General features: G+C 36.3%; 23 protein-coding genes and 1 other RNA gene. 2 read left to right on the top strand and 22 right to left on the bottom strand.

Features of this window, described 5'->3' with window-relative positions; translation table 11 throughout:
• Positions 1–143 precede the first annotated feature (143 nt).
• The 8 genes from NSQ18_RS01355 to NSQ18_RS01390 form a co-directional block, all read right to left on the bottom strand.
• Complete coding sequence (locus NSQ18_RS01355) at positions 144–1,277, bottom strand: class I SAM-dependent RNA methyltransferase (protein WP_016837003.1); 1,134 nt, start codon at positions 1,275–1,277, stop codon at positions 144–146.
• Positions 1,278–3,029, bottom strand: coding sequence for an EAL domain-containing protein (locus NSQ18_RS01360; protein ID WP_339288701.1), 1,752 nt, complete (start codon positions 3,027–3,029; stop codon positions 1,278–1,280). It abuts the gene before it with no gap.
• A 127-nt stretch (positions 3,030–3,156) separates the two neighbouring features.
• Positions 3,157–3,553, bottom strand: an RNA gene (gene rnpB / locus NSQ18_RS01365) — RNase P RNA component class B.
• A gap of 59 nt (positions 3,554–3,612) precedes the next feature.
• Positions 3,613–3,909: a cell division regulator GpsB gene (gene gpsB / locus NSQ18_RS01370; RefSeq protein ID WP_339288703.1), complete on the bottom strand. Its 297-nt coding sequence runs from the start codon at positions 3,907–3,909 to the stop codon at positions 3,613–3,615.
• A gap of 161 nt (positions 3,910–4,070) precedes the next feature.
• The gene (locus NSQ18_RS01375; protein ID WP_339288705.1) at positions 4,071–5,315 is read right to left on the bottom strand and encodes a ribonuclease H-like domain-containing protein; all 1,245 of its coding nucleotides are present in this window, start codon (positions 5,313–5,315) and stop codon (positions 4,071–4,073) included.
• Between the two features lie 25 nt (positions 5,316–5,340).
• Positions 5,341–7,614 (bottom strand): DEAD/DEAH box helicase, encoded by a 2,274-nt coding sequence (locus NSQ18_RS01380; RefSeq protein ID WP_016836999.1) that lies wholly within the window; start codon positions 7,612–7,614, stop codon positions 5,341–5,343.
• Positions 7,592–7,969 carry a YppE family protein gene (locus NSQ18_RS01385; protein ID WP_016836998.1) on the bottom strand — a complete coding sequence of 126 codons (378 nt, stop codon included), beginning with the start codon at positions 7,967–7,969 and terminating at the stop codon, positions 7,592–7,594. Before NSQ18_RS01385 ends, NSQ18_RS01380 begins: the two co-directional genes overlap by 23 nt.
• A 34-nt stretch (positions 7,970–8,003) precedes the next feature.
• Positions 8,004–8,201 carry an endonuclease gene (locus NSQ18_RS01390; protein WP_096550842.1) on the bottom strand — a complete coding sequence of 66 codons (198 nt, stop codon included), beginning with the start codon at positions 8,199–8,201 and terminating at the stop codon, positions 8,004–8,006.
• A 161-nt stretch (positions 8,202–8,362) separates the two neighbouring features.
• On the opposite strand from NSQ18_RS01390, the gene recU reads away from it, so the two are divergent.
• Together recU and NSQ18_RS01400 are read left to right on the top strand one after the other, a co-directional pair.
• Positions 8,363–8,980, top strand: a complete 618-nt coding sequence (gene recU, locus NSQ18_RS01395) for a Holliday junction resolvase RecU (protein ID WP_016836996.1) — start codon at positions 8,363–8,365, stop codon at positions 8,978–8,980.
• A 24-nt stretch (positions 8,981–9,004) separates the two neighbouring features.
• Positions 9,005–11,656, top strand: a complete 2,652-nt coding sequence (locus NSQ18_RS01400) for a PBP1A family penicillin-binding protein (protein WP_339288708.1) — start codon at positions 9,005–9,007, stop codon at positions 11,654–11,656.
• Positions 11,657–11,966: 310 nt separating this feature from the next.
• Here the strand turns inward: NSQ18_RS01400 and NSQ18_RS01405 are convergent, their stop codons facing one another.
• From NSQ18_RS01405 to NSQ18_RS01470, 14 genes are all read right to left on the bottom strand, one after another.
• Positions 11,967–12,320, bottom strand: coding sequence for a YpoC family protein (locus NSQ18_RS01405; protein ID WP_016836993.1), 354 nt, complete (start codon positions 12,318–12,320; stop codon positions 11,967–11,969).
• A complete protein-coding gene (gene nth, locus NSQ18_RS01410; protein WP_016836992.1) occupies positions 12,317–12,976 on the bottom strand; it encodes an endonuclease III in 660 nt (219 codons plus the stop codon). The genes NSQ18_RS01405 and nth overlap by 4 nt, the downstream gene beginning before the upstream one ends.
• A 10-nt stretch (positions 12,977–12,986) precedes the next feature.
• Positions 12,987–13,706 (bottom strand): DnaD domain-containing protein, encoded by a 720-nt coding sequence (locus NSQ18_RS01415; RefSeq protein WP_339288709.1) that lies wholly within the window; start codon positions 13,704–13,706, stop codon positions 12,987–12,989.
• A 67-nt stretch (positions 13,707–13,773) separates the two neighbouring features.
• Positions 13,774–14,967 carry a pyridoxal phosphate-dependent aminotransferase gene (locus NSQ18_RS01420; protein ID WP_016836990.1) on the bottom strand — a complete coding sequence of 398 codons (1,194 nt, stop codon included), beginning with the start codon at positions 14,965–14,967 and terminating at the stop codon, positions 13,774–13,776.
• Between the two features lie 15 nt (positions 14,968–14,982).
• The gene (locus NSQ18_RS01425) at positions 14,983–15,462 is read right to left on the bottom strand and encodes a DUF5590 domain-containing protein (protein ID WP_016836989.1); all 480 of its coding nucleotides are present in this window, start codon (positions 15,460–15,462) and stop codon (positions 14,983–14,985) included.
• Positions 15,463–15,502: 40 nt separating this feature from the next.
• On the bottom strand, positions 15,503–18,301 hold the full coding sequence (gene dinG / locus NSQ18_RS01430) for an ATP-dependent DNA helicase DinG (RefSeq protein WP_339288710.1): 2,799 nt from the start codon (positions 18,299–18,301) through the stop codon (positions 15,503–15,505).
• 249 nt (positions 18,302–18,550) lie between these two features.
• Positions 18,551–19,891: a dihydrolipoyl dehydrogenase gene (gene lpdA, locus NSQ18_RS01435; protein WP_168411774.1), complete on the bottom strand. Its 1,341-nt coding sequence runs from the start codon at positions 19,889–19,891 to the stop codon at positions 18,551–18,553.
• 214 nt (positions 19,892–20,105) lie between these two features.
• Positions 20,106–20,489, bottom strand: a complete 384-nt coding sequence (gene panD / locus NSQ18_RS01440; RefSeq protein WP_016836986.1) for an aspartate 1-decarboxylase — start codon at positions 20,487–20,489, stop codon at positions 20,106–20,108.
• Positions 20,482–21,348: a pantoate--beta-alanine ligase gene (panC, locus tag NSQ18_RS01445; protein WP_339288712.1), complete on the bottom strand. Its 867-nt coding sequence runs from the start codon at positions 21,346–21,348 to the stop codon at positions 20,482–20,484. The genes panD and panC overlap by 8 nt, the downstream gene beginning before the upstream one ends.
• A 3-nt stretch (positions 21,349–21,351) precedes the next feature.
• A complete protein-coding gene (gene panB, locus NSQ18_RS01450) occupies positions 21,352–22,185 on the bottom strand; it encodes a 3-methyl-2-oxobutanoate hydroxymethyltransferase (protein WP_339288714.1) in 834 nt (277 codons plus the stop codon).
• A gap of 274 nt (positions 22,186–22,459) precedes the next feature.
• A complete protein-coding gene (locus NSQ18_RS01455) occupies positions 22,460–23,449 on the bottom strand; it encodes a biotin--[acetyl-CoA-carboxylase] ligase (protein WP_168411773.1) in 990 nt (329 codons plus the stop codon).
• Positions 23,418–24,611, bottom strand: a complete 1,194-nt coding sequence (locus tag NSQ18_RS01460) for a CCA tRNA nucleotidyltransferase (RefSeq protein WP_339288716.1) — start codon at positions 24,609–24,611, stop codon at positions 23,418–23,420. Before NSQ18_RS01460 ends, NSQ18_RS01455 begins: the two co-directional genes overlap by 32 nt.
• The gene (gene bshA, locus NSQ18_RS01465; protein ID WP_096550830.1) at positions 24,608–25,747 is read right to left on the bottom strand and encodes an N-acetyl-alpha-D-glucosaminyl L-malate synthase BshA; all 1,140 of its coding nucleotides are present in this window, start codon (positions 25,745–25,747) and stop codon (positions 24,608–24,610) included. Before bshA ends, NSQ18_RS01460 begins: the two co-directional genes overlap by 4 nt.
• A 128-nt stretch (positions 25,748–25,875) precedes the next feature.
• Positions 25,876–26,283, bottom strand: a complete 408-nt coding sequence (locus NSQ18_RS01470) for a methylglyoxal synthase (RefSeq protein WP_026018954.1) — start codon at positions 26,281–26,283, stop codon at positions 25,876–25,878.
• Positions 26,284–26,287: the final 4 nt, after the last annotated feature.

The following is a 26,287-nucleotide window of genomic DNA, read 5'->3' on the forward strand; positions in this document are numbered from 1 at the left end:
CCTACTTTTTAGACATTAAGAAAAAGTGTCTCGAAACTATTCAAGACACCTATTGAAGTCTACATAATCTTTGCTAATCACTAACAATATTTATATTATAAGAAAATCGACATAAATTAACAACATTCGATATTCATAGGTTGTTACTTGATGGATTTCTGTCCCCAAAATTGATAAAAATCAGTACGAATAAATCCATTAAATAATTTTCTTTTTTTCGTTGCTTTTTTGCCGTACAATTCTTCAATATTGTCCATTGAAGACAGCAAATAAACCGACCAGGTTGGATAATTTTTCATTATTTTACCTAGTTCAACAATAACCTTTTCAATTTGCTCACGCTCACCAATTCTTTCACCATACGGAGGATTCGAGATGATTACCCCGTCTGTTAAAGTAGTCGTAAAATCAGTTGCTTGCATTTGTTTAAAAGTAATAAGATCACTAAAACCTGCTTCCATTGCATTGTCTTGTGCAATTTTCACCATTCGATGGTCGATATCTGTACCTAAAATTTCAAGATGCTGATCATAGTTTGCTAAGTCTTCTACTTCCACTCGGGCATCGTCCCAAATTGACTTATTCATCCAATCCCATTCTTCCGAAATGAATTCTCGGTTATATCCAGGAGCAATGTTTTGGCCAATCATCGCTGCTTCTATTGGAATCGTACCTGATCCGCAAAAAAGATCTACAAAAGGTCTGTGAGGTGACCATTTTGAGATTTTTACCAAAGCGGCAGCCAATGTTTCTTTTAAAGGTGCATCACCCTGGCCTACCCGATATCCTCTTTTGTGGAGTCCCGCACCACTTGTATCAATTGTCAGTGTTACCAAATCTTTCAAAATTGATACTTCAATTTTAAAAGTTGCTCCCGATTCTTCTAAAAAGCCAATACGTTTATAAGCATGTTTTAACCGTTCCACAATCGCTTTTTTTACGATTGCTTGACAATCCGGTACACTATATAAAGTTGATTTCACTGATTTTCCGCTGACAGGGAAGTTTGCATCAACAGGCAAATATTGTTCCCATTCAATGGCTTTTGTGTTCTCAAATAATTCATCAAAAGTCGTTGCAGGGAATTGTGCAACAACGATTTTTACTCGATCGGCAACTCGAAGCCAAAGATTTGTTCGAGCAATCGCTCTTTCATCACCTTCAAAATAGATTTTGCCGTTTTCTGTTTTCGTTTCGTATCCTAATGCTTTTACTTCGTCTGCAACAATTGATTCTAATCCCATTGCAGATGTTGCTACTAGTTGAAATTTTGTCATTTACATCCATCCTTGATGTTCAATTTCCCATATTTTCAAGAAGTCTATTATATCATCAATTCGTTTAGGCTTACAAAAATAATATCCTTGAATATAATCACAACCCATATTCTTTAATAAGTTGCATTGTTGAATGCTTTCTACCCCTTCAGCAACAACTTGAAGATTCAAGCGATGAGCCATTTGAATAATTGCATCAACAACAGCTTGTTTATCAGCAAAAGCGGTAATATGTTGAATAAAACTTTTATCAATTTTTAAAAAGTCAATCGGAAATCTTACTAAGTAGCTGAGAGATGAATAACCCGTGCCAAAATCATCGATGGCTATTTTAAAACCAAGTTGCTTTAATCGAACTAATTTTCTAATCGTATCCGCATCGTTATTCATAATTGTTCGTTCTGTTACTTCCAACTCTAAATTTTTTGCTGATATGTTATTTCGTTCTAATATCGTTTGGATTGATTGTAAAAAATTATATTGCTGAAAGTGAAGCCCGGAAATATTAATTGAGATTTGGAGATTTGGAAAGCCTGATTGATGAAGATAACTGATATCATTACATACTAAATCAATGATTAATTCTGATAAAGGGATAATTAAGCCGCTTTCTTCTGCATATGGAATAAATTCATTTGGCGAAACATATCCTAATTTTTCATTTTCCCAACGAATTAGCGCTTCTAAACCCATTACTTGATTTGTAGTTAAACATACTTTTGGTTGATACATTAAAGTAAATTGTTTATTGTCTATCCCTTTCCGCATTTCATTATCGAGAATTAATAATTTGGCCTTATTCACATTTAATTCATCAAAATAAAAGGAGAAATGATTCGCACCTTTTTGCTTTGCATAATACATTGCTTTATCTGCACAATAGATGAGCTCGTCTGTCGTTTGGCCGTCAATGGGGTAAAGGCTAATGCCAATGCTCGTTGACATATAGATTTCATGACCATCAATAAAAAAAGGTTCCTCTATTTTACGAATAATTTTTTCTGCAAAGTGCGCAGCGTCTCTCGGGTGAGAAATATTTACTAAAGTGATGATAAATTCATCTCCTCCATGGCGGGCAATTATATCTTTTTCACTCACTAAATTTTTTAAGCGGTTTGCTACTTCCACAAGCAAAGCATCGCCAATTATATGACCTAACGTATCATTTACTTGCTTAAAACGATTTAAGTCTATGAAAATCAAAGCATGTTGTACTTGCATTTTTTTATTATTCAAAGTGTTGGAATCCAAAAGAGAATTCATTTTCACTAAGTAAGAATATCGATTATTCACATTGGTAAGTGTATCGGTTAAGATTTTATTTTTTAATTCATCTTCAATAATCTTTTTCTCTGATATATCAGAAAATATCCCGATATAGTTTGTAATTTCCCCTTGTTCATTTTTAATGGCCTTAATTTTTAACCACTCAGGATAAATTTCGCCATCTTTTTTTCGATTCCATATTTCTCCTTGCCATATCCCTTGTTGATGAATGGATTCCCACATAGATTGATAAAATCTGTGATCATGCATGCCAGATTGGAGGATTGTAGGATTTTTTCCAACAACCTCATCAAAATGATAGCGAGTTACGTATTCAAAAGCTGGGTTAACGAATATAATTCTCTTCGTTTCATCCGTTACGAGTACGCCTTCAGTAATATTATCCATAATGATTTTTAATACCTTCGCTGATATTGACTCGGTTATCTGTTTATCTATTGATTGATTTTCATTTTTCCCCACCATTATCCATTCTCCCCCGCATCGATTATATAAAGAAAAGCTCTCCTTTAATGGAGAGCTTATGACGATAATTTTAATTGAAGTATACGATGAACATTTAAAAATGTGTTTGTTTCCTTATCATAGTGATTTCTGTAAGCCATGTTCTGTGCCTGCGTACTCAAACGGCGATCGCCTCGTACTGTCAGGTAGTAATCATCTATCTACGGGAAGAACCACTCTTCCCGTCCCTCCCTCCGTTCATTTCCTTCGGGAGAGCGCCCCTACCATAATTTGGGTTTCTCACTCGTGGGGTTTACCGCGTTCCACCTTCACCGTTTCCGATGAAGCTACGTCACTGTGGCACTTTTCAGGAAGTGTCAACCATATCCAAAAAGGACTTAGGTCTTCCTTCCGCCGTCAAAGCTGCGTAAGCTTTGCCTTACCTTATTTTTTCGGTAAGCACGAACACTACGGTCATCTCAGATCCGTGTGAGCATGGACTTTCCTCTACAAACGAAAATCGTTTGCAGCGATTACTCGAAACCACTATGATCTAAAAATCATTATACTAGACAATTAATTCAAAAACAACTTGAGGATTTTATCAATCATACAATTTACTTCCAAACACATGTTTCTCTAAATTCGATAACCGTTTTAAAATATCAAAATTCGTATTTCCTAAAGTTGGTTGAGGGATCTGTTGTTTCTTAGTCGCATTTTCTAGTTCTTTTTTCAAACGTTCGTTTTCAGCTTGTAATTCTTCAATCATTTTATTGAAATTGTCGTAATCTTCCATGATAATATCTAAAAATTGGTCTACTTCATCGATATTGTAGCCCTTCATTTGTCTTTTAAATTCTTTTTCCAATATCATTTTAGAGTTTAATTTTATTTTCATGCACATCGCCCTTCCATCGATACATACGTACCCTATATTATATCACATATAACGTTATAAAAGGACAAATAAACATCTTATAATTATATTTTTTGCAATTTTCGACTCATTGAACGAAAAGATTTTGTCAATATTTGCGCTTACCTGGGAAATGAAAGTTTCTATTCAAAAGTATGAAATAATTTCCCATTTTTCTTTTTTATACGCTGCAAACGTTTATCCCAAGTTTCTAGCTGTTTTTTCTTTTGATTCTCATTGAAAAATGTTGCCTGTTGAAGCAAATCTATTCCTTTTATTGTATACTGTAATGCTTTTGAATAGTCTTTCATTTGATGTTCATAGAGCATTGCCAATTGTTCAAAAGCTTTCAATTTTTTTCTCTCGTCAATTATATGTATGGCCTTTTGAAAAGATTCAATTGATTCTAGAAATTGTTTATTGCGTTTTTGTTGAAATGCTAAATAGAAATATGCGAGTCCTGATTCTTTTACATCAAATTGATTTGTTACAGATAATAATACTTTCTCGCTTTGTTGACGTTCCTTTAAATCATCGTACCATTTTCCAATATTTATATATGTAACTGCATCATCTTGTAACGCATGGTCAAGAAGAAGATTTGTTGAATGAATATAAAGCGTCAATAATGATAATATATCCCATTCATTGTGTTGAAGAACTTTCATTAGTTCGATAGCATTTCCGCTCTTCACCGCATCTGCATAAATAATCGGAGCAAGAAATCCCGGAATATCATGTTCCCTTTTGAAACCTAATTTTTCTTCTTCCACTTTCGTCAACTTTACTTTTTCTAAGTGGTTTTTCCAGATTCGCTTTGAACTATGTAATAAATCGATTTGTCTAGGCGTTTGTAATTTCGGCAAAAAGTTTTTATGAAAGGTCCAACGCATCTCAAGCTGCGGCCAATCAAAACTTTTCCCGTTGTATGATACAATTGTATTCCCCCATTGCCATAGCTTTGATTCAAATAATAATGCTGCTTCATTTGCTGGATCAGCTAATACGTATTGATTCAACACAAATTCCTCTTCATCAATCCCAAGCAAACCAATGAGAAAAATTTGAGTTCCAACTCCCTTTAAGCCCGTTGTTTCTGTATCAAAAAACAACACTGTTTCCTCTGAGGATATAGCATATGGATGGTGAAAATTAGTCTGTTCCCACTTCTCTACTGCCTGAAAAAATTGTTGAAGTTGATACCATCCATGCTGATAAGTAAATGGATATCGGACTTGTCGATGAAACACCACTCCAAAGTCATTTTCTACGATAGAAAGCCCAGCCTTTTCCCAATTGGAAATATAGGCTGGTTTTTCTGGTTTTTGATATGAAGGTTGTTCAGAATGCTGTTCTTTCTTCTTTCCAAGCATTTTTTTCAGTTGCATTATTTTATTTTCGTAACTCATACCATCACATCATTTCATTAAATAAAATCTTTAATATTTTCAATACTCTCGATTTTCCATCGGATAAATTATCTTGTGCACCGATGCAAGACGGGCAACCATATTCACATGGGCAAGATAAGACATGTTCAATCGTTAATTCTAAAATAGGTACGAGAAGATCATATACTTTCTCACTTAAACCGATTCCCCCAGGATAGCTGTCATAAATAAACAAAGTCGGTTTTTCATTGTGTACGGACTTTACTTGTGGAACAACTGTGACATCATTTCGATCGCATTGGATATACAACGGGATGAATGATCCGATGGCATACGCAGCCCCAGTTAATGCATCTGTCAGCATCTCCTCTGACCAATTTTCCGGCAAATCAAAGGAAATCCACGTAGCATTTGTATGCATCTCCATAGGTGGTATATGAATCTTTCCGGATCCAATATTATCTAATGTTGTCATATGAATCTTTTTGAAAATAGTAGGTATAGCGACTAAACTTACATCTCCGTAGCTAACCGTCACATTCTGATACATAGCTGATTTATCTTCACTTAACACTTTTAGTTCCACAGCTAAATTGGCGTCTGTGTAGTAATTTACATCGACTTCACGAACATATGCCTTCTTCTCTTCCCAATCGAGTTTTTCCACTTGGTATTGAACTCCTTGATGAAGATAAATCGCTTCTTCATGCAATAACGTCATAGCAGAATACGTATCCATTTCACCAATTACTTTCGTGCCCGCTGGAATGGTTTGGTCAATAATGACGACATTTTCGCCAGCAGCTGAACGCAAGTTTACATCATGAGCTGGAAAACGGTCGCTCATCCAATAATAATGAGCATTTGTTTTCACTAGAACGCCCTCTTCTTGCAAATACTCTAACAACTCTTGAACTTCAAATTCTCCATAAGTTTCATTCGTCGAAAAAGGTAATTCAAATGAAGCACACTTTAAATGACTCATCAAAATCAAAATATTATCTGGATTAATAAGTGCTTCTTCCGGAGCGTTGCCCAGTAAATAGTCCGGGTGGTTGACGACATATTGGTCAAGAGCAGTAGAATTTGCTACATATATTACCAATGCGGAATCTTGTCTTCTCCCCGCTCGTCCAGCTTGTTGCCATGCACTGGCGATATTTCCTGGATATCCTGTCATAATACAGGCTTGTAACTGTCCGATATCGACACCTAATTCAAGGGCATTCGTACTTACAACAATTTGGATTGTGCCATCTCGCAAACCTTTTTCAATTTGACGCCGCTCTGAAGGTAAATATCCGCCCCGATAGCCTTGAATTGATTCATCTGCAATTTTATTTTTTGTTAGCTGTTTTAAATACGTAACGAGCCTTTCGACGCTGACACGGGATTTGGCAAAGACAATCGTTTGAATCCCAGCTTGATATAGTTTCGCTGCTAAATCTCTTGCTTCTAATATAGAACTTCTTCGAACACCAAATGTTGTATGTATAATTGGAGGATTATAGAAAATAAAAGTTTTCTTTCCTACCGGTGCACCTGATTGAGAAATTAATTCATGCTTCGTATTTGTTAATTTTTCAGCCAACTCTTTTGGGTTTTTGATCGTTGCTGATGTACAAATAAAAACAGGATTGCTGCCGTAAAAATGGCAAATTCGAAGCAATCTCCGAAGGACATGGGCTACATGACTGCCAAAAACACCTTTATATGTATGGAGTTCATCGATGACTATAAACTTTAAATTTTCAAAAAGCGAGACCCATTTCGTATGGTGGGGCAAAATGCCTGAATGTAACATATCGGGATTCGTCATTACAATGTGGCCAGCTTTTCTTACTTTTTGCCGAATATTTGGTGCTGTATCACCATCATAAGTATAGCTGTATATTTCCTCATCCATGGCGTCAATCAAGTGATTTAAATCTGTCTTTTGATCTTGTGCCAACGCTTTTGTCGGAAATAAATAAATCGCTCTTGATGAAGGGTCTTCTAAAATCTTTTGTAATACGGGCAAATGATAACAGAGAGACTTTCCGGAAGCGGTTGGCGTAATTGCAGTAAAAGATTTTCCTGCAAGAGCTAAATCAAATGCTTGGCGTTGATGCGTATATAATTTTTTTATTCCTCGCTCTTGTAGCGCTTTTTTTATAGAAGGATGAAGATGTTCGGGAAAATCTGCGTACTGCCCTTCTCTACCTTCCATTGTCACGATATGAGCAATATTTTGTTTTATTTCCTCATCTTCTTGCCATTCCCTAACTAACTCATCAATCGTTCTTTTTTTCTTCACCGTTCTTCTCCTCCAAATACCTTAACAATGTTGAAAGTGTATATTGTACCGAATGCACCGATTGAAGGAATCTTTTTTTGCTCGTTTCTTTATAAAAGGATTGTACGACGAACTGATCCATCGATTCTACGACATTGTAAATTTGTTGTATATGCACATATTTTGGCTTAGTTTCTTCAATCCATTGAATGGCCAGTTCTTTCCAGTCTATGAGGAATTGGTGTACATCATCCGAATGCGGTTTAACTTCTTCAAAAAATAGAGGTGTTGCGTCAAGTTCTCTCATTTTAAAAAAACGTTTTCTTGACGCATCACACTCATCTAATAACCATTTCGTCAGTTCTAGCAGTTTCATAGAGATTACCCTCTTATTCTTAGTGTATCAAAATCTATTCTAATTCACTAGCAATAGGGGAACAAGCATTCTTTACATGAACATTCTTTTCTGCTAAGCTTACTTTTTGATGAGTGGAAACAATTTGTCCGAAAAAGTAGTCATTAATCATAGCTCGTTCATTTTCTAGTTTGGCGGTCATCATTTCATCTAAACAATCCAATTGAGATATAAGCAATTGAAATTTATTCATACGAATCCCTCCTTATATTTGTTAATTCAATATATATAGGAGAAAACCTTTCATCTAGCCAAAACTAGACATCGTTAGCTAAAAGAACAATTTTTTCGATAAATTTTTATGTTAAACTTATTTCTAGATTTGGATATCATTTTCAAGAGGGTGATTTTAGGATGCTCAAATATCCGAACGGAAAACCATATAAGCCGAAAAGTACAACATCAAATGCGAATCCTATTCAAAAGAACAAAGATTTTTCTTTTGGAAATCGAGGAAAAACTCTTGAAGATGAAATCAATGAGACAAATGCGTACTATTTAAGTAGACAAATTGCAATCATTCATAAGAAACCTGTTCCCATCCAAATCGTCAAAGTAGAGTATCCAAAAAGGAGTGCGGCAGTCATTCGAGAAGCATATTTTCGTACTCCATCTACTACAGATTATAATGGGGTGTGGAACGGCTACTACATTGATTTTGAAGCAAAAGAAACGGAAAGTAAAACTTCTTTCCCTTTAAAAAATGTACATGAACATCAAATCACCCACATGAAAAATGTAACTAGTCAACAAGGAATAGCATTTACCATTGTGCGTTTTTCTAAACTGGATCGATACTTTTTACTACCTTTTTCCGTTTTATATGATGCGTGGTGCAACATGAAAAACGGAGGACGAAAATCGATACCAATCGATACTTTTGAGGAGAAAAGCTATGAAATCATTCCAGGTTATAATCCTAGAATCGATTATATAAATGCTATAAAAAAACTCATTTCCAATGGAGAATGATAGACATGAAGCGAGGAGATAGAATTGAGTGAAAATAGACGCTCTCGAACAGAAATACGAAAAATACGAGAATCTCAACAAAAAAATCATAAAAAACCTATAAAAAAATGGTTGAAATGGGGAATCATCTCCATTTTTACTCTCTTTTTCGCCGGTTTAGTTTTTGGAGCAGGATTGTTCTTTTATTACGCAAGTTCAGCGCCTGAGTTGAATGAAGAATTATTGAAAGATCCGATTTCTGCAGAGTTTTACGACATGAATGGAGAACTCTTTGCAACAATCGGTGTTGAGAACCGAAAATATGTTGAATATGACGAGATTCCACAAGAAATGGTTGATGCGATTCTTGCAACAGAAGACGTAAGATTTTTTGATCATTTTGGAATTGACTTATTCCGTCTAGGTGGTGCGGTAATCGCGAACTTTACCGGCGGATTTGGTTCACAAGGAGCAAGTACGATTACTCAACAAGTAGTGAAAAACTCTTTTTTAAGCAATGAAAAAACATTAAAACGTAAGGCGCAAGAAGCATGGTTATCGATTCAATTAGAACGCATGTATGACAAAGAAGAAATATTTGAAATGTATTTCAATAAAGTTTTGATTTCAGGGAACATTTATGGATTTGCTACAGGAGCTGAATACTTCTTTGGCAAAGAATTAAATGAATTAGATCTAGATGAAATTGCCTTATTAGCCGGTATGCCACAAAGTCCAAACAATTACAATCCGTTTAAAAATCCAGATAGAGCGGAGAAACGCCGCAATATCGTATTAAGTTTAATGGTTCAACACGGAAAAATTACGGAAGCCGAGGCTGAGGAAGCAAAGAAAATCGGTGTGGCTTCACGCTTATTACCGGAAGAACAAAGAAAAGGCGTTGCCGGCACAAAATACGATGCCTTTTTAGACATTGTATTAAATGAAATTGAAGATCGGGATCCAAGTCTATTATCTGAAGGTATAAAAGTTTATACAACGTTGGATCCAAAAGCACAAACTACCGTTGAAAATATCATGAATAACGCAAGCAATTTCCCGACAGAAACGATTCAATCCGGGGTGGCAGTTGTTGATACAACATCTGGTGCACTGCGAGCAATTGGCGGTGGACGCAATTATGGTGCAGGTAGAGGCTATAACTACGCTGACGACGCAAAAAGACCTCCTGGTTCAACAATGAAACCGCTAATCGCATATGGTCCTGCCATTGAATATTTCAAATGGTCTACCGGAAAAACCATTGTGGATGAACCACATACGTATTCCAATGGTAAACAATTCGGAAACTGGGACGGAAAATATTTTGGCCCAATTACTATTAGGGAAGCGTTATATGCTTCTCGAAATATCCCAGCAGTAAAAATATTGCAAGAAGTTGGGCTCAACCAAGCAAAAGAATTCATTTCAAAATTGGGTATTGAAAGAGATGAGATTGTAGAAGCAGATGCTATTGGTGGCGGTAAAATTGAATTATCGCCTATCGAAATCGCTGCGGCATATGCAGCTTTCGGTAATAACGGTGTTTATAACAAACCATATGCCATTAAAGAAATTGTTTTCCGAGATGGCTCTAAAATCTCGTACAAACCTGATCCGGTAGTGGCGATGAATGACTATACAGCTTATATGGTTACAGATATGCTTCGTGATGTAGTAAGTTCAAAAAGAAACGCAACAGGTACAGCAGCAAGAGTTTCAGGATTAGATATCGCCGGGAAAACTGGTACAACAAACTATGGTGCCGATGAATTTAGAAAATATAACCTGCCAAGTACAGCAGTGCCAGATTCATGGTTTGTCGGATATTCAACGAATTATTCCATTGCTATTTGGAGTGGATACGAAAAACGTTCTGAGCCTATAACCACTTGGGATGAACGCCGCCTTCCACAAGTATTGTTTAGTAAAATCATGGGGGAAATTTCTCAAGGAAAAGAGACGAAACGATTTGCAAAACCAAATTCAGTCGTTGAAGTAACAATTGAAGTTGGTACAGAACCGTTAAAACTCGCAAGTAAAAATACACCTAGTGAACTTCGAAGAACAGAGCTGTTTGTACGTGGAACAGAACCAAAAGAAGTTTCTGATGCATATGAAGAAGTGGACATAGGAGCACCGTTTAATTTACAAGCAGTTAACCAAGTATTTGGAGTAGTTGATTTAACATGGGACTACACAATTCCGGAAGACTATGAAGGTTCGGATGTTCAATATGAAGTATCCATGCAATCCGATGATGGCAAATCATCCGTCGTCACAATTACAGCGGATAAACATGCTTCCATATCAGGTATTGAAGCCGGCAAAACATATACTTTCACCGTTGTTGCAATTATTGGAGAAAACCGAAGCACACCAGCATCTGTATCCATTACTATTGATGGCGGAATAACAGAACCGGATGTTGAATTACCTGATGATACGGAGGAACCTTCAACTGACCATCCACCAAATCATAACGGAAACAACGGTAACCAAGGAAATCCAAATGGTAATAATGGTAATAATGGTAATAACGGAAATAATGGAAACAACAACGGAAATAACAATGGTAATCCAAATAATGGAAACAACAACGATTTTGATGATTGGTTCTCACCAGGAGGAGAAGGCAATGTCGTAAATCCCCCTAATGGACCAACACCACCTGGGGAAGCTTCAAAACACGACTAAAATTCAATAATCATACATTTATCAAAGTGACAGGATTAATCCTGTCACTTTTCTTTTCTATTTCATCCAATAAAGAAAGGATTCGTTGATTCTGTTCTACTATCTTGTCAACATTTTTCTTTATTTGAACAATTAAATTAAAGAAAAGATATGCAACTATAAACAATACTACATATGGAATAAGTGCTAAAAGAAAAAGCATAAAATTTTGCACTTTCTATATAATCAACTTCTATTGGTTTGTTAATATTTCGCCACAAAAAAGTGGCACAAACGATTACACTCGCCTATGCCACTATTGTTCCATTCATTATTTCTGTACCCTTAACCGCGCATATCGTTTCTTCAATTCTTTAAATAACTCATCTAACTGCACAAAACATGCGTATTGTCCGGGTCTTCCTTTGATGAATTGAAAACGCTCCATCCCATTCAATGGCATTGCCTCATATTCTTCAGAGAGCAAGAACTGTTGAACTTGCGATTCTGAAGTTTTGACAATCAACTCCTCAAACAAATCAATGCCTTGCTCCATTAAACTTTGAGCTTTTTTTCCATTGCGTTCGTCATGCGCATCAAAAATTTCTTTTGATAACTTTTCCCAAGCTTCAAAATAAGGCTCGATTTGTTCCTTTTGTATAGCATCTTTCCTTACCCGTATCATTGTTTAACCAACCCTTTTTTCAACCGTTTTTGCCCTTCGCGACATAAGTCAAGCAATGGACATTGATGGCACTGAGGGTTTTGTGCCTTGCAATGGTAACGGCCAAAGAAAATTAATTGATGATGGGTTTTGGACCATCTTTCTTTAGGTGTTTTTTTCATTAGCGTTTCTTCTACTTCTAACACGCTGTCCTTCCATCGACAAAGCCCAAGCCGTTTTGTTACTCTTTCTACATGGGTATCTACCGCGAAAGCCGGAATTCCAAAAGCCACTGACATCACAACATTCGCTGTCTTTCTTCCAACTCCAGGTAATGAAGTTAACTCTTCTCTCGTTTTTGGAATTTCTCCATTAAATTCTTTTATAAGTTTTTCACACAACTTTTGAATATTTTTTGCTTTATTGCGATAAAGCCCAATGGAACGAATATCTTGCTGCAACTCCTCCAATGGTACCGATAAATAATCGTCTGGTGTTTTATATTTTTGAAACAAATTTTTTGTCACTTTATTGACAAGTTGATCAGTACATTGGGCAGATAGAAGAGTTGCGATTGTTAGTTCAAATGCATTGCTGTGTACAAGCTCACAGTGGGCATCTGGGAACATTTCGTCGATTACTTCTAAACAATGCTCCCACTGTTTTTTTGTCAACATTCTATCTCCCCTATTCTCTTTCATCTAACCAATTGTAAAATGGTACTTTTTTTCGATTTTCTGTTGCACTTTGATTCGGAGGGGCGGAAGGTGAATTATGTTTTGCAAATTGCTCCCGCTGCTTTTCAATTTGCTGGATTGTTCGAATATTTTTCTTTTTCCATTCAAATAAAATACGGTCAATGTAACGGAAAGACAATTTTCCAGCTAGCACTGCTTCCTTCAAAGCTTCTCGTATAATTTTTGGAGGGTGATGATCCTGATCTAACCATAAAGAAATCGTTTCAATCTCAATCGGTGATAGTAAACGACCAAATTCCTGTTCAAAAAGGGAGAATAATTCCCCTTCCTCATTTTTCTTTTGGAATTCTTCTTGCTTCATGGATTGTGCTTCCATTAAATCTAAGATTCTATCCCATAGAGGGAACATAGAATATTTCTCATAAATTTTGCCGCTTGAGTCGATTCCTTGAGTGATTTCGATAAAGCCTTTTTGAAGCAATCGTTGTAACTTCGCAGTAATCTCATTTTCCGTAAAATGCATTCTGTCCGCTAATGCACTTGGGGGAGGAAAATCAATGTTGTCGGAATGGAATGCAATAAGTTGCAGTAATAGCAATGCTTCATCATCAGAAATCCCCAATCTTTTGTAATATCGGAAAAATAGTTCTGGGATGCTTACATTTTTTTGCTCTATCCAGTTACGGAGTCGATAATTTTGTTCCTTCATATGCTTGACTCCTTTCATTATGAAGTAAGCGTCCGTAATATACGGACGCTACGTATCGCGAAACTGCTTATTCTTGCCATTTATCTTTTACAAATCGATCGATTCGTTCAATGGCTTCTTCAATTAAGTTTAAAGATGTTGCGTAACTGATTCGAATTGTCGATGGCGCTCCAAAACCAGAACCTGGGATTACCGCTACGTTTGCTTCCGTTAGCAACGCACTTGCAAATTCATCTACTGAAGCAAATCCAGTTTTTTGAGCTGCCTCGCTGACATCTGGCAATAAATAAAAGGCACCTTGAGGTTTCACTACTTTGAAACCAGGAATTGCACTTAATTTTGGATAAATAGTTTCTAATCGAGACTCAAAGGCTTTTCTCATTTCTTCTACAGAGTCTTGTGGTCCATTGTAAGCTTCAATCGCTGCATATTGAGATGCAGTTGTTGGATTGGAAGTTGAATGAGATGCCAAATCTGTCATCGCATTAATAATATCTGCATTACCTGCAGCATAACCGATTCTCCATCCCGTCATTGAATGGGATTTTGAAACACCATTAATAACAATCGTTTGAGCTTTCACTTCTTCGGAAATTTGTGCGATAGAGAAGTGCTCCGCTCCATTGTATAATAGTTTTTCGTAAATTTCATCTGATACAATCAGAATATTATTTTCTAATGCTATTTTCGCAATGTCTTCCAATTCTTCACGAGTATAAACCATTCCCGTAGGATTGCTTGGTGAATTGATAATAACCGCTTTTGTTTTATCCGTAATAGCATTTTTTAGCTGTTCAGCAGTAATTTTGTAGTTTTGTTCACTTGTTGCTTCAATATAAACTGGTACTCCACCAGCCAGTTTTACTTGCTCTGGATATGAAACCCAATATGGAATTGGAATAATAACTTCATCGCCTTCATTTAAAATCACTTGGAATAATGTGTAAAGAACATGCTTCGCTCCAACACCAACAATGATTTCATTAGGTTTATATTCCAATTGATTATCTCGTTTAAATTTCTCAATAATCGCTTGTTTTAAAGCAGGAAGACCTCCAGAAGGCGTATACTTTGTATACCCTTGTTGCATTGAATCAATGGCTGCATCCATGATGTTTTGTGGAGTGTTAAAATCTGGTTCACCAGCTCCAAGACCAATCACGTCAATGCCTTGCGCTTTCATTTCTTTTGCTTTTGCTGTAATTGCTAAAGTTGTAGATGGTGTTAAAGTTTTTACACGATTGGCTAATAATTCTTTCATTTGTAATCTTCTCCCCTATAAGTTCAAAATGCGTTTCCACCATTGTCCATCTTCAAACAAAATGTAGACGTAATTGAGTTTATCCGATTTGTTGATATAAGCGATTTCCCAAACAGCGCCTGGTTCCTCATAGCCTAATTTTGTATGAAGCACTTGTTTAACATTTTGTTCATCTAAAAATGATTTAGCCTCATCTTCTGTTATACCGTCTTTTAAGCTAACGATTTGTATCGATTTATCATCTAATGTAATCGGTACAAAAACAGCCTTTTCCTCACCCTTTTCATCTACTCCGAAAACGGTGACATACGGTTTATTTCCATTGTAAACATAAGCATCAGTGGCCGCTTTGATGGAATTAGATGAAATTGCTAACTCCACAGCCTGCTTCTCTATTTTTACAAATGGACTTGACGCTTTCCAGAAGACTAAAACAGATATTCCAATAGTTAATATTAACATAAAACTTGTGATAAAAATAATCCAATTTTTCATTTAAACACCTTATATTTTATGGAATAATTTTTTCTTTTTTTCAATTGTTGTCTACCTGCTTTCCTTCCTCACCTTTGTTATTATACCAATGTTGTAAGTCTTTCACCATATGTTGTAGAGGGAGTTTTTCAATTTTAATGTTAGGAAGTGCTTTTATAAATTCTTTACCATACGATTTCGTTTCAATTCGTCGATCCAGTACAATGAACACTCCTTTATCTTTTGACGAGCGAATGAGTCTCCCGAATCCTTGCTTGAATCGTAATATTGCCTCAGGTAAAGATAAATCTGTAAAAGCGTTTTGCCCTTTTTCTGTTAACATCGTTGCTTTTGCTTTAAACGTTGGCTCATCAGGGGAAGAAAAAGGTAGCCTTACTATGATGACAGCACTCAAATCTTCTCCAGGTACATCGACCCCTTCCCAAAAACTGTTCGTACCAAACAATACAGATCGATGGAATTTTTGGAATGATTTTAATAACCGCATTCGGCTACCGCTCGTAACACCTTGTGCAAATAACAAATAGTCATTTAATAATTCTGCTTCTTGAATAAGCTCAACCGTTCTCTTTAGCATATCTTGCGAAGTAAATAAAACAAAACATCGACCTTCAATCGTTTGAATAATTTGAGTTACAGCCGCTGCAACCGATTCAATATAATCCGACTGCGATACTCCTTGAATATCTGGCATATCGGATACGATATAACCTTTCGCTCCACCGTAATAGTTTTGGGGAGCTTCCAATTTAAGAATCGGGACATTGTCGGCTATTCCTAATTGTTTTGCTATAAATCGCTCATTATTCGGAATGGTCAAAGTGCCCGACGTCCATATAACACCTGCGTTTTTCCTTAAATTATTAAACAATACATCGACTGTTTCTGTTATTTCAATCGGCTTCTTGTATATGCGAAGGCTGCCTGGGATATGCCGTTTATCTATTTCAACCCAAACGGCAAATTGATTGCTTTTTACAAAAAATAGTTCATCCCATTCAGCTAATTTGATTTTTAATTCTCGAATCCAATAATCCCAACGTTCTAACAGCAGCTTATTTTTCTTTGGGAGTTCTTCAACATCTTGACGAACTTGGTTTGAAACATATTCCGCTAAATCAATCCATTTTTGCAAAGTTCTCGAAACATCTTTCAACAATGGCATATTTAATGATAAATCTTTTAAAAATGCCGTCTGTTTATAATCTAATAAAGGAGGTTTTTGATTTTGTATTGAAATTGCGAGTGTTTGCATTGCCCTTTCAATACGTTCCAAAGTAGTTGCAAAAGACTTTTCTAATTGGAAAAATAGTTGTTCAGAGACTCTTCCTGTTTGTATTGCTGCTTTTCGAAAAGCTTGGAATAGACCTGAATCAGAAGAAATTCCAATCTGACCAAAAAGATATTTCCATTGAGCATAAGAAAACATAATTTGATCACGTTGAATTGCTGCTTGTACAAATTGGTGCGCTTCGTCAATTACCCATCCGTCAATCGATTGGAAAATCGGCTCAATACGCACTAAATCAGCTAGCAACATTGCATGGTTCGTTACAATAATATCTGACTCTAAGCTTTCCTTAATGGCTTTTTCAAAAAAATCAAAAGAATTTTGGTGATTGCGATTTTTTTTGCGAATTTTTTCAACGAATAATTGCCCTCCGCCGGATAGATTCAATTCGCTCAAATCACCAGTATTCGTTTTTGATAGCCATACGATAATTTGCAAAATCGTCAACGTTTCATCGTAGGAATGTCCATCTTGTTGAATGAGCTGTTCAAATAACTCTAAATCGATGTAATTTTGCATTCCTTTTAGTAGAGATACATTTACCTTTATTCCTAAAACCTTTTCAATTTTAGGAATCTCTTTATATAAGATTTGTTCAAGTAAATATGACGTATAAGTACTAATGCATATTTTCTTTCCTCGTTGCTTTGCATAGATAATTGAAGGTAACAAATATCCAAGCGTTTTCCCAATCCCTGTGGATGCTTCAATCATAATTTCTTTTTTCGCTTGATAAGTTTCCCAAATGGCATCCATCATTTGAAATTGCTCTTGGCGTTTTTCAAATTTGGGAAAGTGTTTTGAAAGAAGCTCAACTTTTTCTTCAGTAGAATTTGGGTAACTTCCCTTCAAATCTTTTTCAGCACTTTTTATCGCCTTTTTCTTTAATGCGAATTGTTGATAATAGATATAATCCGATTCGTTCTCGATCGTTTTCCGTTTTACTTGTAATGCTTGGAATAATAAATGGGAAATATTCGATTTTAATTTAAATGACTGTTTATGCAATTGTTCAATAGTTGGAATGGGAAGTGATAACATTTCTTCCCAACATTTCTTGAATAATAAAGCCGTTGCCATCGCATCATCATCCGCTCGATGTGCATTATTGAGAGGAATATTTAATTCGCTGGCAAGATCCGCTAATTTATAGCCTAATGCCATAGGAAACAGTATTTTAGATAGTTCAACAGTGTCAATTTTCTTCCCTTTCCATCTCGGCAATCCCGCACGTTCAAATTCCGATTGCAAAAAAGATAAATCAAAGTCGGCATTATGAGCTACAAAAACTGCATCCTGCAATATTTCATATATTTCTTCTGCATATGATTCGAATGGTAATGCGTCCTTGACGTCTTGGTCTGAAATATTTGTTAGATCTTGTATAAATAAAGGAATCGTTCTTCCTGGATGGATAAAGGTAGTGAAAGTTTTTTCCACTTCCCAATTTTTCATAATGACCATCGCAATTTGAATCATTCGATCTCCTTCTTTAGGAGAATGACCGGTCGTTTCTAAATCGACAATGACATATTTTTGATTTTCCATTTGAATCTCAACTCACATTTACATATGTTTATAATTTATAAGCGAATTTTATCATAACATAAGAATGCATGGTCTTGTTTTACAACATTCATCGAAATTCATATTTTACGAATGCTTATCGTTAATTTGGCTAATTCGTTTCGTATTTTGAGTATTTTCGAATAAAAATATATCTTAATTTTGATGGCACTCATTTGCCACATAAAAAAAGCGAAAAGGATATGAAACCTTTTCACTAAGTTAATGTTTTTAAATATGGATTCCTTTCCAAAATACTGTTCTTGCTGCATCTCCAATAAGCTCGCTTTTTGTAGGATGCGGGAAAATGATTTTAGCTAAATCTTCTGCTGTTCCACCAGCCACTTTTACTGCAAGCATGGAATTAAGAATTTCCGTCGCACCATCTCCTACAACGCATGCTCCTAAAATGCTATTGTCCTTTTTGCTTGAAATAAATTTAATGAATCCATCTGCATTTCCTTCCATCAATGCTTTCGGATTTGTTTTAAATGGTAATTTTGTAACAATGACTTCGTCTGCACTTACTTCATTTTCCAATGCCCCAAATGTCGCGATTTCAGGAGTTGAATAGACGCAACGTGGAATGGTAGATAAATCAATCGGTTCTGGTTTATTTCCTAAAATTGCTTCAATGGCATGAATCCCTTCTGCGCTCGCTGCATGTGCCAATTGATGACCTCCGATGATATCGCCAATTGCATATACATGTGGCATATTTGTTTCATAATATTCGTTAACTTTAATGTAACGGCCGTCCATTTCTAATCCAAGTGCTTCTGCAATTTCTACATTTGGTCTTCTACCTGTTGCAAATAATAAATTTTCATATGTATAAACCCCTCTTGAAGTCACAATTTCATTTCCACGAATTTCTTCAAATTCAAAATCGAGTACAAGTTCCACTCCTAACTCATGCAACTTTTTCCGTATAATTGGTCGTGCATCGGGTTCTTCTGTCTGCAAAATGTCACGGCTATGATTTAAAATCGTTACTTTTGTGCCCAATGGTGCTAAGCTAAAAGCCATCTCAATTGAAATCACGCCACCACCAATGATTGTGAGTTGCTTTGGCAGCTCTTTCATATTGAAAATCGTATCAGTTGTGTAATATGTTGCTGTCTCTAACCCTTTAAACGGAGGTACGAATGGTTTACTTCCTGTCGCTAAAATAATGTCTTTCGCCTCAAACTCTTCTCCGTTTACTTTAACAACTAAATCTTTTGTAACTTCAGCTTTTCCAGAGTAATAAGTAATCGTATTATTACCAATATAGCGATGAATATCTTCTAGTAATTGCTGAATCAAGTCTTCTTTCCGTTGCATTAGTTTTGGAAAATCGATTTCAATGTTATTAGTCGAAATCCCCCACTGCTCTCCTAGCTTCATTTTTTGAATGAGTTTCGAATGTTCAATCATGATTTTGGACGGAATGCACCCAAGATTAAAACAAGCTCCTCCCACTTTCCCTTTTTCTACTAAAGCAACGTTTAATCCGCTTCGAGCCGCATAAATTGCTGCAACATAGCCTCCTGCACCTGCTCCAATAATGGCAACGTCGTATTTCTTCATTTTCATCACCTCTTTAACAAAAATATCACCTAAAAAATTGTAAATCAATGTAAATGAAGGAATTTTTCTTATGCAAAAACAGCAAGTTTGTCATCTGAATAGTTGCAATTTCATTATGTTATTTGCCATTTTCAGAAAAATATTCTTCATTTATTTAAAAATAAAAAAGAGCAAACAGGATATGTCGTTCCAATTTGCTCTCTTTTCTACAAGATTACAGTACAGTAGCTTCAGGTTCGTAGTGAATAATTTCTTTAATTTTATTTCCTTCATCCATAATTGCCACAGTAGGCTTATGTTCCGAAAGTTTTTCTTGCTCTACGTAAGCATATGAAATAATAATTACAATATCCCCTTTTTGAACGAGGCGAGCAGCAGCTCCATTCACACAAATAACGCCGCTACCACGTTTACCTGGAATAATGTATGTTTCAAAACGAGCACCGTTATTGTTATTTACCACTTGCACTTTTTCGTTTGGAAGCATGCCTACTGCATCTAAAATATCGGCATCGATTGTAATAGAACCGACATAATTTAAATCGGCTTCTGTTACTTGTGCACGATGAATTTTTGCGTTCATCATTTCTCTAAACATTCTCTGTATCCCCTTTATTCGTAAACATAATATTGTCTATTAGTCTAGTTTTTCCAATAAATACTGCTGCTGCAAGTAAATATTGCTTCGTGCTGTCATCGATTGGTTTTAAATCTGGATAAGCTAACAATTCAATATAATCGATACGCCCTGTTGTTGTGTTCTTTAAGATATAGTCTTTTGCAACGCCAATAGCTTTTTCTGCATCTTTGGAAGATAAAAATTCCTCTTTCGCAAGCTGCAGTCCTCGATAAATTGCCGGAGCTTCCTTGCGCTCATTTTCAGACAAATACACATTTCGAGAAGATTTCGCAAGTCCGTCTTCTTCTCGAATAATTGGCACTGTACGAATTTCTAATGGGAAATTAAAATCTCTAACAAGAGTAGAAATAATGGCAGCTTGTTGTGCATCCTTTTGGCCGAAATAAGCTCTTGTCGGTTCTGCTAAATGGAATAACTTTGTAACTACTTGCAACACACCATCAAAGTGCCCTGGCCTTGATGCACCACAAAGAATCGTTGCTTGTCTGCCTGCATGAATTCGAATACCGCCATCAGTTGGATACATTTCATCAACTGATGGAGCAAACACAACATCTACTCCTACCGATTCGGCAATTTTTTGATCTCGTTCTAAATCTCTTGGATAAGTTTCATAGTCTTCATTCGGTCCGAATTGAGTAGGATTCACAAAAATACTCATGATGATAAAATCGTTTTCTTCTCTTGCCGCTTTCGCCAACGCCATATGACCTTCATGAAGATAGCCCATCGTTGGTACAAGACCGATTGTTTTTCCTTCTGCTTTTACCTTTCTTACAATCTCTTTTAGTTCGGCTATTGTTGTGACGACTTCCATCGGTTATTTGCCTCCATAAATTGAAAATAATACTTCATCTTTCATGTTGAAGCAATGTTCAGGAGCTGGGAACGAGCCATCTTTTACACTCTTTGTATACCCTTCAATCCCCTTCTGAATGTGTTCCCCAACATTTGCAAATTCCTTCGCAAATTTCGGAATATGGTGATTTCCATATCTTAATAAGTCATGGAATACTAGTACTTGTCCATCTGCTTCAGGACCAGCACCAATGCCGATTGTTGGAATAACTAGTTTATTGGATACAATTTCTGTTAATTGATGAGGAATACATTCCAATACTAGAGCCATGGCTCCTGCTTCTTGGCAACGAAGAGCATCTTCAATTAAGTTTTTAGCTTGTTCTGCCGTCTTCCCTTGGACTTTATATCCGCCTAGAACCCCAACCGATTGAGGTGTCAAACCTAAATGAGCTACAACAGGAATTCCAGCTTGAACTAATTTTTTTATCACATATAACACTTCACCGGCACCTTCTAATTTCAGTGCATCTGCTCCTGTTTCCTGCATCATGCGAACTGCTGTTTTTAACGCTTCATTCGGATCACCATGGTAGGAACCGAAAGGCATATCCACCACTAAAAATGTGTCTTTAGCTCCTCGACGAACCGCCTTTGCATGATGAATCATATCTTCCACAGTTACTTGCACTGTAGAATCGTAGCCTAAAACAACCATCCCTAACGAGTCGCCGACAAGAATCATATCGACTTCTGCTTCTTCTGCATATTTTGCAGCAGGATAGTCGTAAGCAGTAACCATGACGATTTTCTCACGATTCTGCTTCATCTTTAAAAAATCGCTCGTTGTTTTCATATTGTTTCCTCCTTATTAAATTCGGAGGAAGAAAACAAAAAAATATCCTTCTTCCAAAAATGGACAGAAGGATAGTATTTGTTCGGATGTTTCGAACTTGTTTTCTTCCGTCCCTGTCTTACTAGATCAAGGCAGATTCCATTTATCAAGTTGCGTACAGGTACAGTTCGTTACGATACTGCCCATCGAACTACACAACTTTATTAAAAAGATACAGAAAAAAGCCTAGTTTGTAAAGCGTTGAATGAAATATAAGACAGGGCGTTTGAAATAGCTATTGATTTTGAATCTCAATATCTGCAGAATAAACTTTCTTTATTTGACCGTTATCCAATAATATTTCCAGTACGCCTTCATCGGTAATTCCAATTGCTTGTCCTTCAATAACTTCCCTAATCGTTGATGCTCTAATTCGTTTTCCAATTGTACAAGAATGCTCTACCCACAATTGCTTAATGGACTTAAAACCATTTTCGATATACTCATCTGTATATCGTTCTAAATATGATAGAATCTCCGCAACAAGTTGTGCACGGTCCACTTTTTGCTTTTCCTCTATGGCAACTGATGTTGCAATCTCTTGCAGTTCATCTGGAAAATCAGTCTGTTCATGATTGGCGTTGATGCCAATTCCAATTAACAAACCGTCCACCCGATCCATTTCTGCTAGCATTTCCGTTAATATCCCAACGCATTTTTTTCCATTAATTAAAATATCATTTGGCCACTTAATTTCTGGTGTAAAGTTAGTATATAAAGATTTCATTGCCATTACGATGCTAACCGCAGCGATTAATGTTAATTGAGGCGCTTGGTGAGGGAGAAGATCTGGACGAACAATAACTGTCATCCAAATCCCTTTCCCTTTTGCAGAATACCATGTTCTTTGCATTCTTCCTTTTCCACCAGTTTGTTCTTCAGCAATGATGATCGTGCCGTCTTTCGCACCATCTCTTGCCAACTGGTGAGCCAGCCTTTGTGTCGAATCTATTTCTTCAAAATAATGAATCGTGTGGCCAAAGCGTTTCGTTTTTAAATAGGATGAAATTTTAGCAGCATCTACACGATCAGGTACAGCAATTAATTTATACCCTTTTTTCTTAATCGTAATAAATTCATATCCCTCTTCTTGCAGATTTTGTAAATGTTTCCAAATTGCTGTACGAGAAATTCCTAAATCATCTGCCAATTGTTGCCCCGAAATTGGCTCATCTTTTGCTTCTAAAAAACGTTTAATGATTTTGTCTTTCATCGATAAATTCATTGTGGAACCATTCCTTTAAGTGTTCTTCATCATTTTTTACTCTGCCTGATAATACTGCATATAACGCTTTGTTTAATGCTTCTTTCAACCAAGGTCCGCCCTTTAAACCTGACCATTCCATTAAGAGGTTGCCATTCAGTGCAAATTGTTCCATTGATTGAATTGGTAAATGTTCTTTCACCTTCGCAATATGCTCTTTTTCAAATGGAACATTTTTTCCTTGCCATGTTGCAAAATCATAAGCTGTTTCTAAAATTATTAGATCATTTGAAAAATAATCATATTCATCCCAACGTTTTAAGAGACTGTCATACGCTTGAATCACTTTTTTCGTAAAGTTTTTTTCTTTATTGGATAATTTATAAAAATCATTAATATTCTCTATATCATTACGGTTTAGCAAACAGAGGTATGCCCATCCAACTTCCTCTTGCTTTGTGTGAAATTCCTTCCAAGCCTCTAAATTCTCTCTAAAGTTGCCAGGTAAGTAAAGGGCTAAATCACTGTCGACTAGAGCTTTAACACCGAAATATACATAATCTGCTACCCACATTTTTGAGAATTCCATATGAATTCGTTCACGGGCAATAAATTCAATTAAATCACAATCTTTTTGGATGGCTTTCATCGTTAATTCATCAATATCAAAACCTAATTGTGCAGCAAAACGTACTGCTCGAAGCATTCGAAGTGCATCTTCTCGAAATCGGGAATTGGCATCCCCTACTGCTCGAATTATACGATTCTCAATATCTTCTTTCCCACCAAATAGGTCGATAATGGTACCATCCTTTGTATAAGCCATGGCATTAATCGTAAAATCACGCCGTTCTAAATCTTTTGGCAAATCTCGTACAAATGTGACTTCTTCCGGTCGGCGAAAATCTGTATAGGTTCCGTCTGTACGATAAGTTGTTACTTCAATAGGTTTCCCTTCGTCTAAAACAACCACCGTGCCATGCTCAATTCCTACATCAACTGTATTGGAAAATATTTTTTTAATTTCCATCGGTAGTGCACTTGTTGCCACATCGACATCATGTATTTCTCGTTGCAGCAAATGGTCGCGTACTGCGCCGCCAACAATGACGGCTTCAAATCCAGCTTTTTCAATTTTATCAATGACGCGCAATGCGACATCCCAATCTTTTACCTGTTTCATACTTTTAATGCCGCCAATCGATAATATAATTCTTCGTATTGATCGATAATAGGTTCTTCGTGGAATTTTGTTTGAACCGTTTGTATTGCGTTTAGTTTAAATTCCTCATGTTTATTTTCATCTGTTAACAATTCAATCGCATATGCAGCCGCTTGTTGCACATCACCTAACTCAACAACATAGCCGTTAACACCATGCTCAATTACTTCCGGTATTCCTCCAACGTTCGTTCCAATACCCGGAACACCACATGCCATTGCTTCCAATAGCACTAAACCAAACGATTCTTTTTCAGACAATAATAATTTTAAATCGCTAATAGAAAATAATTCTTCCACATTTTCTTGTTTTCCTAAAAATAAAATATCGTCTTTATATGGAGATTCTTTCACCTGAACCATCACTCGGTGTTTTTCAGGGCCATCTCCAACGAGCAGTAATTTTGCTGGAAGCTGTTTTCGAATTTCGATGAATGTTTCAACAATGTCTGGCAAGTTTTTAATCTTTCTGAAGTTTGAACAGTGAATGATGACCTTTTCATCATCACGAATACCATATTGCTGTTTTAACAGAGTAGCTTTTTCTATTGGTTTAAATACGGATTCATCCACAAAATTATATATCGTTTCGATTTCTTTATTCGTACCAATAATATCATAGGTTTGTTGTTTTAATGCGTTGGATACTGCTGTGACTATGTCGGATTTTTCAATTCCATATCTGATGGCTTGGGAGAGTGTGGAATCTTGGCCTAATACAGAAATATCTGTTCCGTGTAACGTTGTGACAATTCCAATATTTTCTCCACACATATCGCGGGCAAGGACTGCACACACTGCATGCGGTATCGCATAATGAACATGCAATACATCTAATTTTTCATCTAAAATGACATCGGCCATTTTACTTGCCAAAGCGATATCATACGGAGGATATTGAAAAACGGAATAATTATTTACTTCTACTTCGTGGAAAAAGACATTCGGGTAAATTTTCTTTAACCGAAAAGGAACACTAGAAGTGATAAAATGAATTTCATGACCGCGCTCAGCAAGTTTTTTACCAAGCTCTGTCGCTAACACTCCTGAGCCACCCACAGTAGGGTAACATGTAATACCTATCTTTAATTTTCTCACCGACACACGTCCTTTCAATTTATGCGTATTCATTATATTCACTAATTTATACCAACATAACGAAAAGACTAAACTGTTAAACTGAACAATGGCATTCAAATAAGGGAAATCAACAGTATAGCCACTGTTTAATTAAATTTTCTTTCTTGAATGAGTCTCCAATCAACGAAACCTTTTTGAAGCCCTTTTAATAAGATTTCTGCCGTTCCCATATTCGTTGCAAGCGGAACGTGATAAACATCACATAAACGCACGAGGGCTGTGACGTCTGGTTCATGAGGTTGCGCAGTTAACGGATCGCGGAAGAAAAATACCATATCCATATCGTTGTTTGCAATCATCGCTCCAATTTGTTGATCGCCCCCTAATGGACCTGATCGGAAACACGTAACCTCTAATCCAACTTCTTCAATGATGCGGCGACCTGTTGTTCCTGTAGCATATAATTCATGTTGCTGTAATATTTCTTTATATGCAATGGCAAACTCGACAAGACTATCTTTTTTACGATCATGGGCAATTAATGCAATTTTCATATTC

Origin of the sequence: Ureibacillus sp. FSL K6-0786, assembly GCF_037965165.1 — a bacterium.
Classification (GTDB): domain Bacteria; phylum Bacillota; class Bacilli; order Bacillales_A; family Planococcaceae; genus Ureibacillus; species Ureibacillus thermosphaericus.

Bases quoted from the DNA above. Each gene is read 5' to 3' on its own strand.
- recU (WP_016836996.1), top strand. From the start codon at position 8,363: ATGCTCAAATATCCGAACGGAAAACCATATAAGCCGAAAAGTACAACA.
- panC (WP_339288712.1), bottom strand. From the start codon at position 21,348: ATGGAAGTCGTCACAACAATAGCCGAACTAAAAGAGATTGTAAGAAAG.
- gpsB (WP_339288703.1), bottom strand. From the start codon at position 3,909: ATGAAAATAAAATTAAACTCTAAAATGATATTGGAAAAAGAATTTAAA.
- NSQ18_RS01375 (WP_339288705.1), bottom strand. From the start codon at position 5,315: ATGCAACTGAAAAAAATGCTTGGAAAGAAGAAAGAACAGCATTCTGAA.
- nth (WP_016836992.1), bottom strand. From the start codon at position 12,976: ATGTTGACAAAAAAACAGTGGGAGCATTGTTTAGAAGTAATCGACGAA.
- NSQ18_RS01360 (WP_339288701.1), bottom strand. From the start codon at position 3,029: ATGGTGGGGAAAAATGAAAATCAATCAATAGATAAACAGATAACCGAG.
- NSQ18_RS01460 (WP_339288716.1), bottom strand. From the start codon at position 24,611: ATGAAACAGGTAAAAGATTGGGATGTCGCATTGCGCGTCATTGATAAA.
- NSQ18_RS01390 (WP_096550842.1), bottom strand. From the start codon at position 8,201: ATGAATAAATTTCAATTGCTTATATCTCAATTGGATTGTTTAGATGAA.
- NSQ18_RS01425 (WP_016836989.1), bottom strand. From the start codon at position 15,462: ATGAAAAATTGGATTATTTTTATCACAAGTTTTATGTTAATATTAACT.
- NSQ18_RS01355 (WP_016837003.1), bottom strand. From the start codon at position 1,277: ATGACAAAATTTCAACTAGTAGCAACATCTGCAATGGGATTAGAATCA.
- dinG (WP_339288710.1), bottom strand. From the start codon at position 18,301: ATGGAAAATCAAAAATATGTCATTGTCGATTTAGAAACGACCGGTCAT.
- NSQ18_RS01455 (WP_168411773.1), bottom strand. From the start codon at position 23,449: ATGAATTTATCGATGAAAGACAAAATCATTAAACGTTTTTTAGAAGCA.
- NSQ18_RS01405 (WP_016836993.1), bottom strand. From the start codon at position 12,320: ATGATACGGGTAAGGAAAGATGCTATACAAAAGGAACAAATCGAGCCT.
- NSQ18_RS01415 (WP_339288709.1), bottom strand. From the start codon at position 13,706: ATGAAGGAACAAAATTATCGACTCCGTAACTGGATAGAGCAAAAAAAT.
- NSQ18_RS01420 (WP_016836990.1), bottom strand. From the start codon at position 14,967: ATGAAAGAATTATTAGCCAATCGTGTAAAAACTTTAACACCATCTACA.
- lpdA (WP_168411774.1), bottom strand. From the start codon at position 19,891: ATGAAGAAATACGACGTTGCCATTATTGGAGCAGGTGCAGGAGGCTAT.
- NSQ18_RS01470 (WP_026018954.1), bottom strand. From the start codon at position 26,283: ATGAAAATTGCATTAATTGCCCATGATCGTAAAAAAGATAGTCTTGTC.
- panD (WP_016836986.1), bottom strand. From the start codon at position 20,489: ATGTTTAGAGAAATGATGAACGCAAAAATTCATCGTGCACAAGTAACA.
- NSQ18_RS01385 (WP_016836998.1), bottom strand. From the start codon at position 7,969: ATGAAACTGCTAGAACTGACGAAATGGTTATTAGATGAGTGTGATGCG.
- panB (WP_339288714.1), bottom strand. From the start codon at position 22,185: ATGAAAACAACGAGCGATTTTTTAAAGATGAAGCAGAATCGTGAGAAA.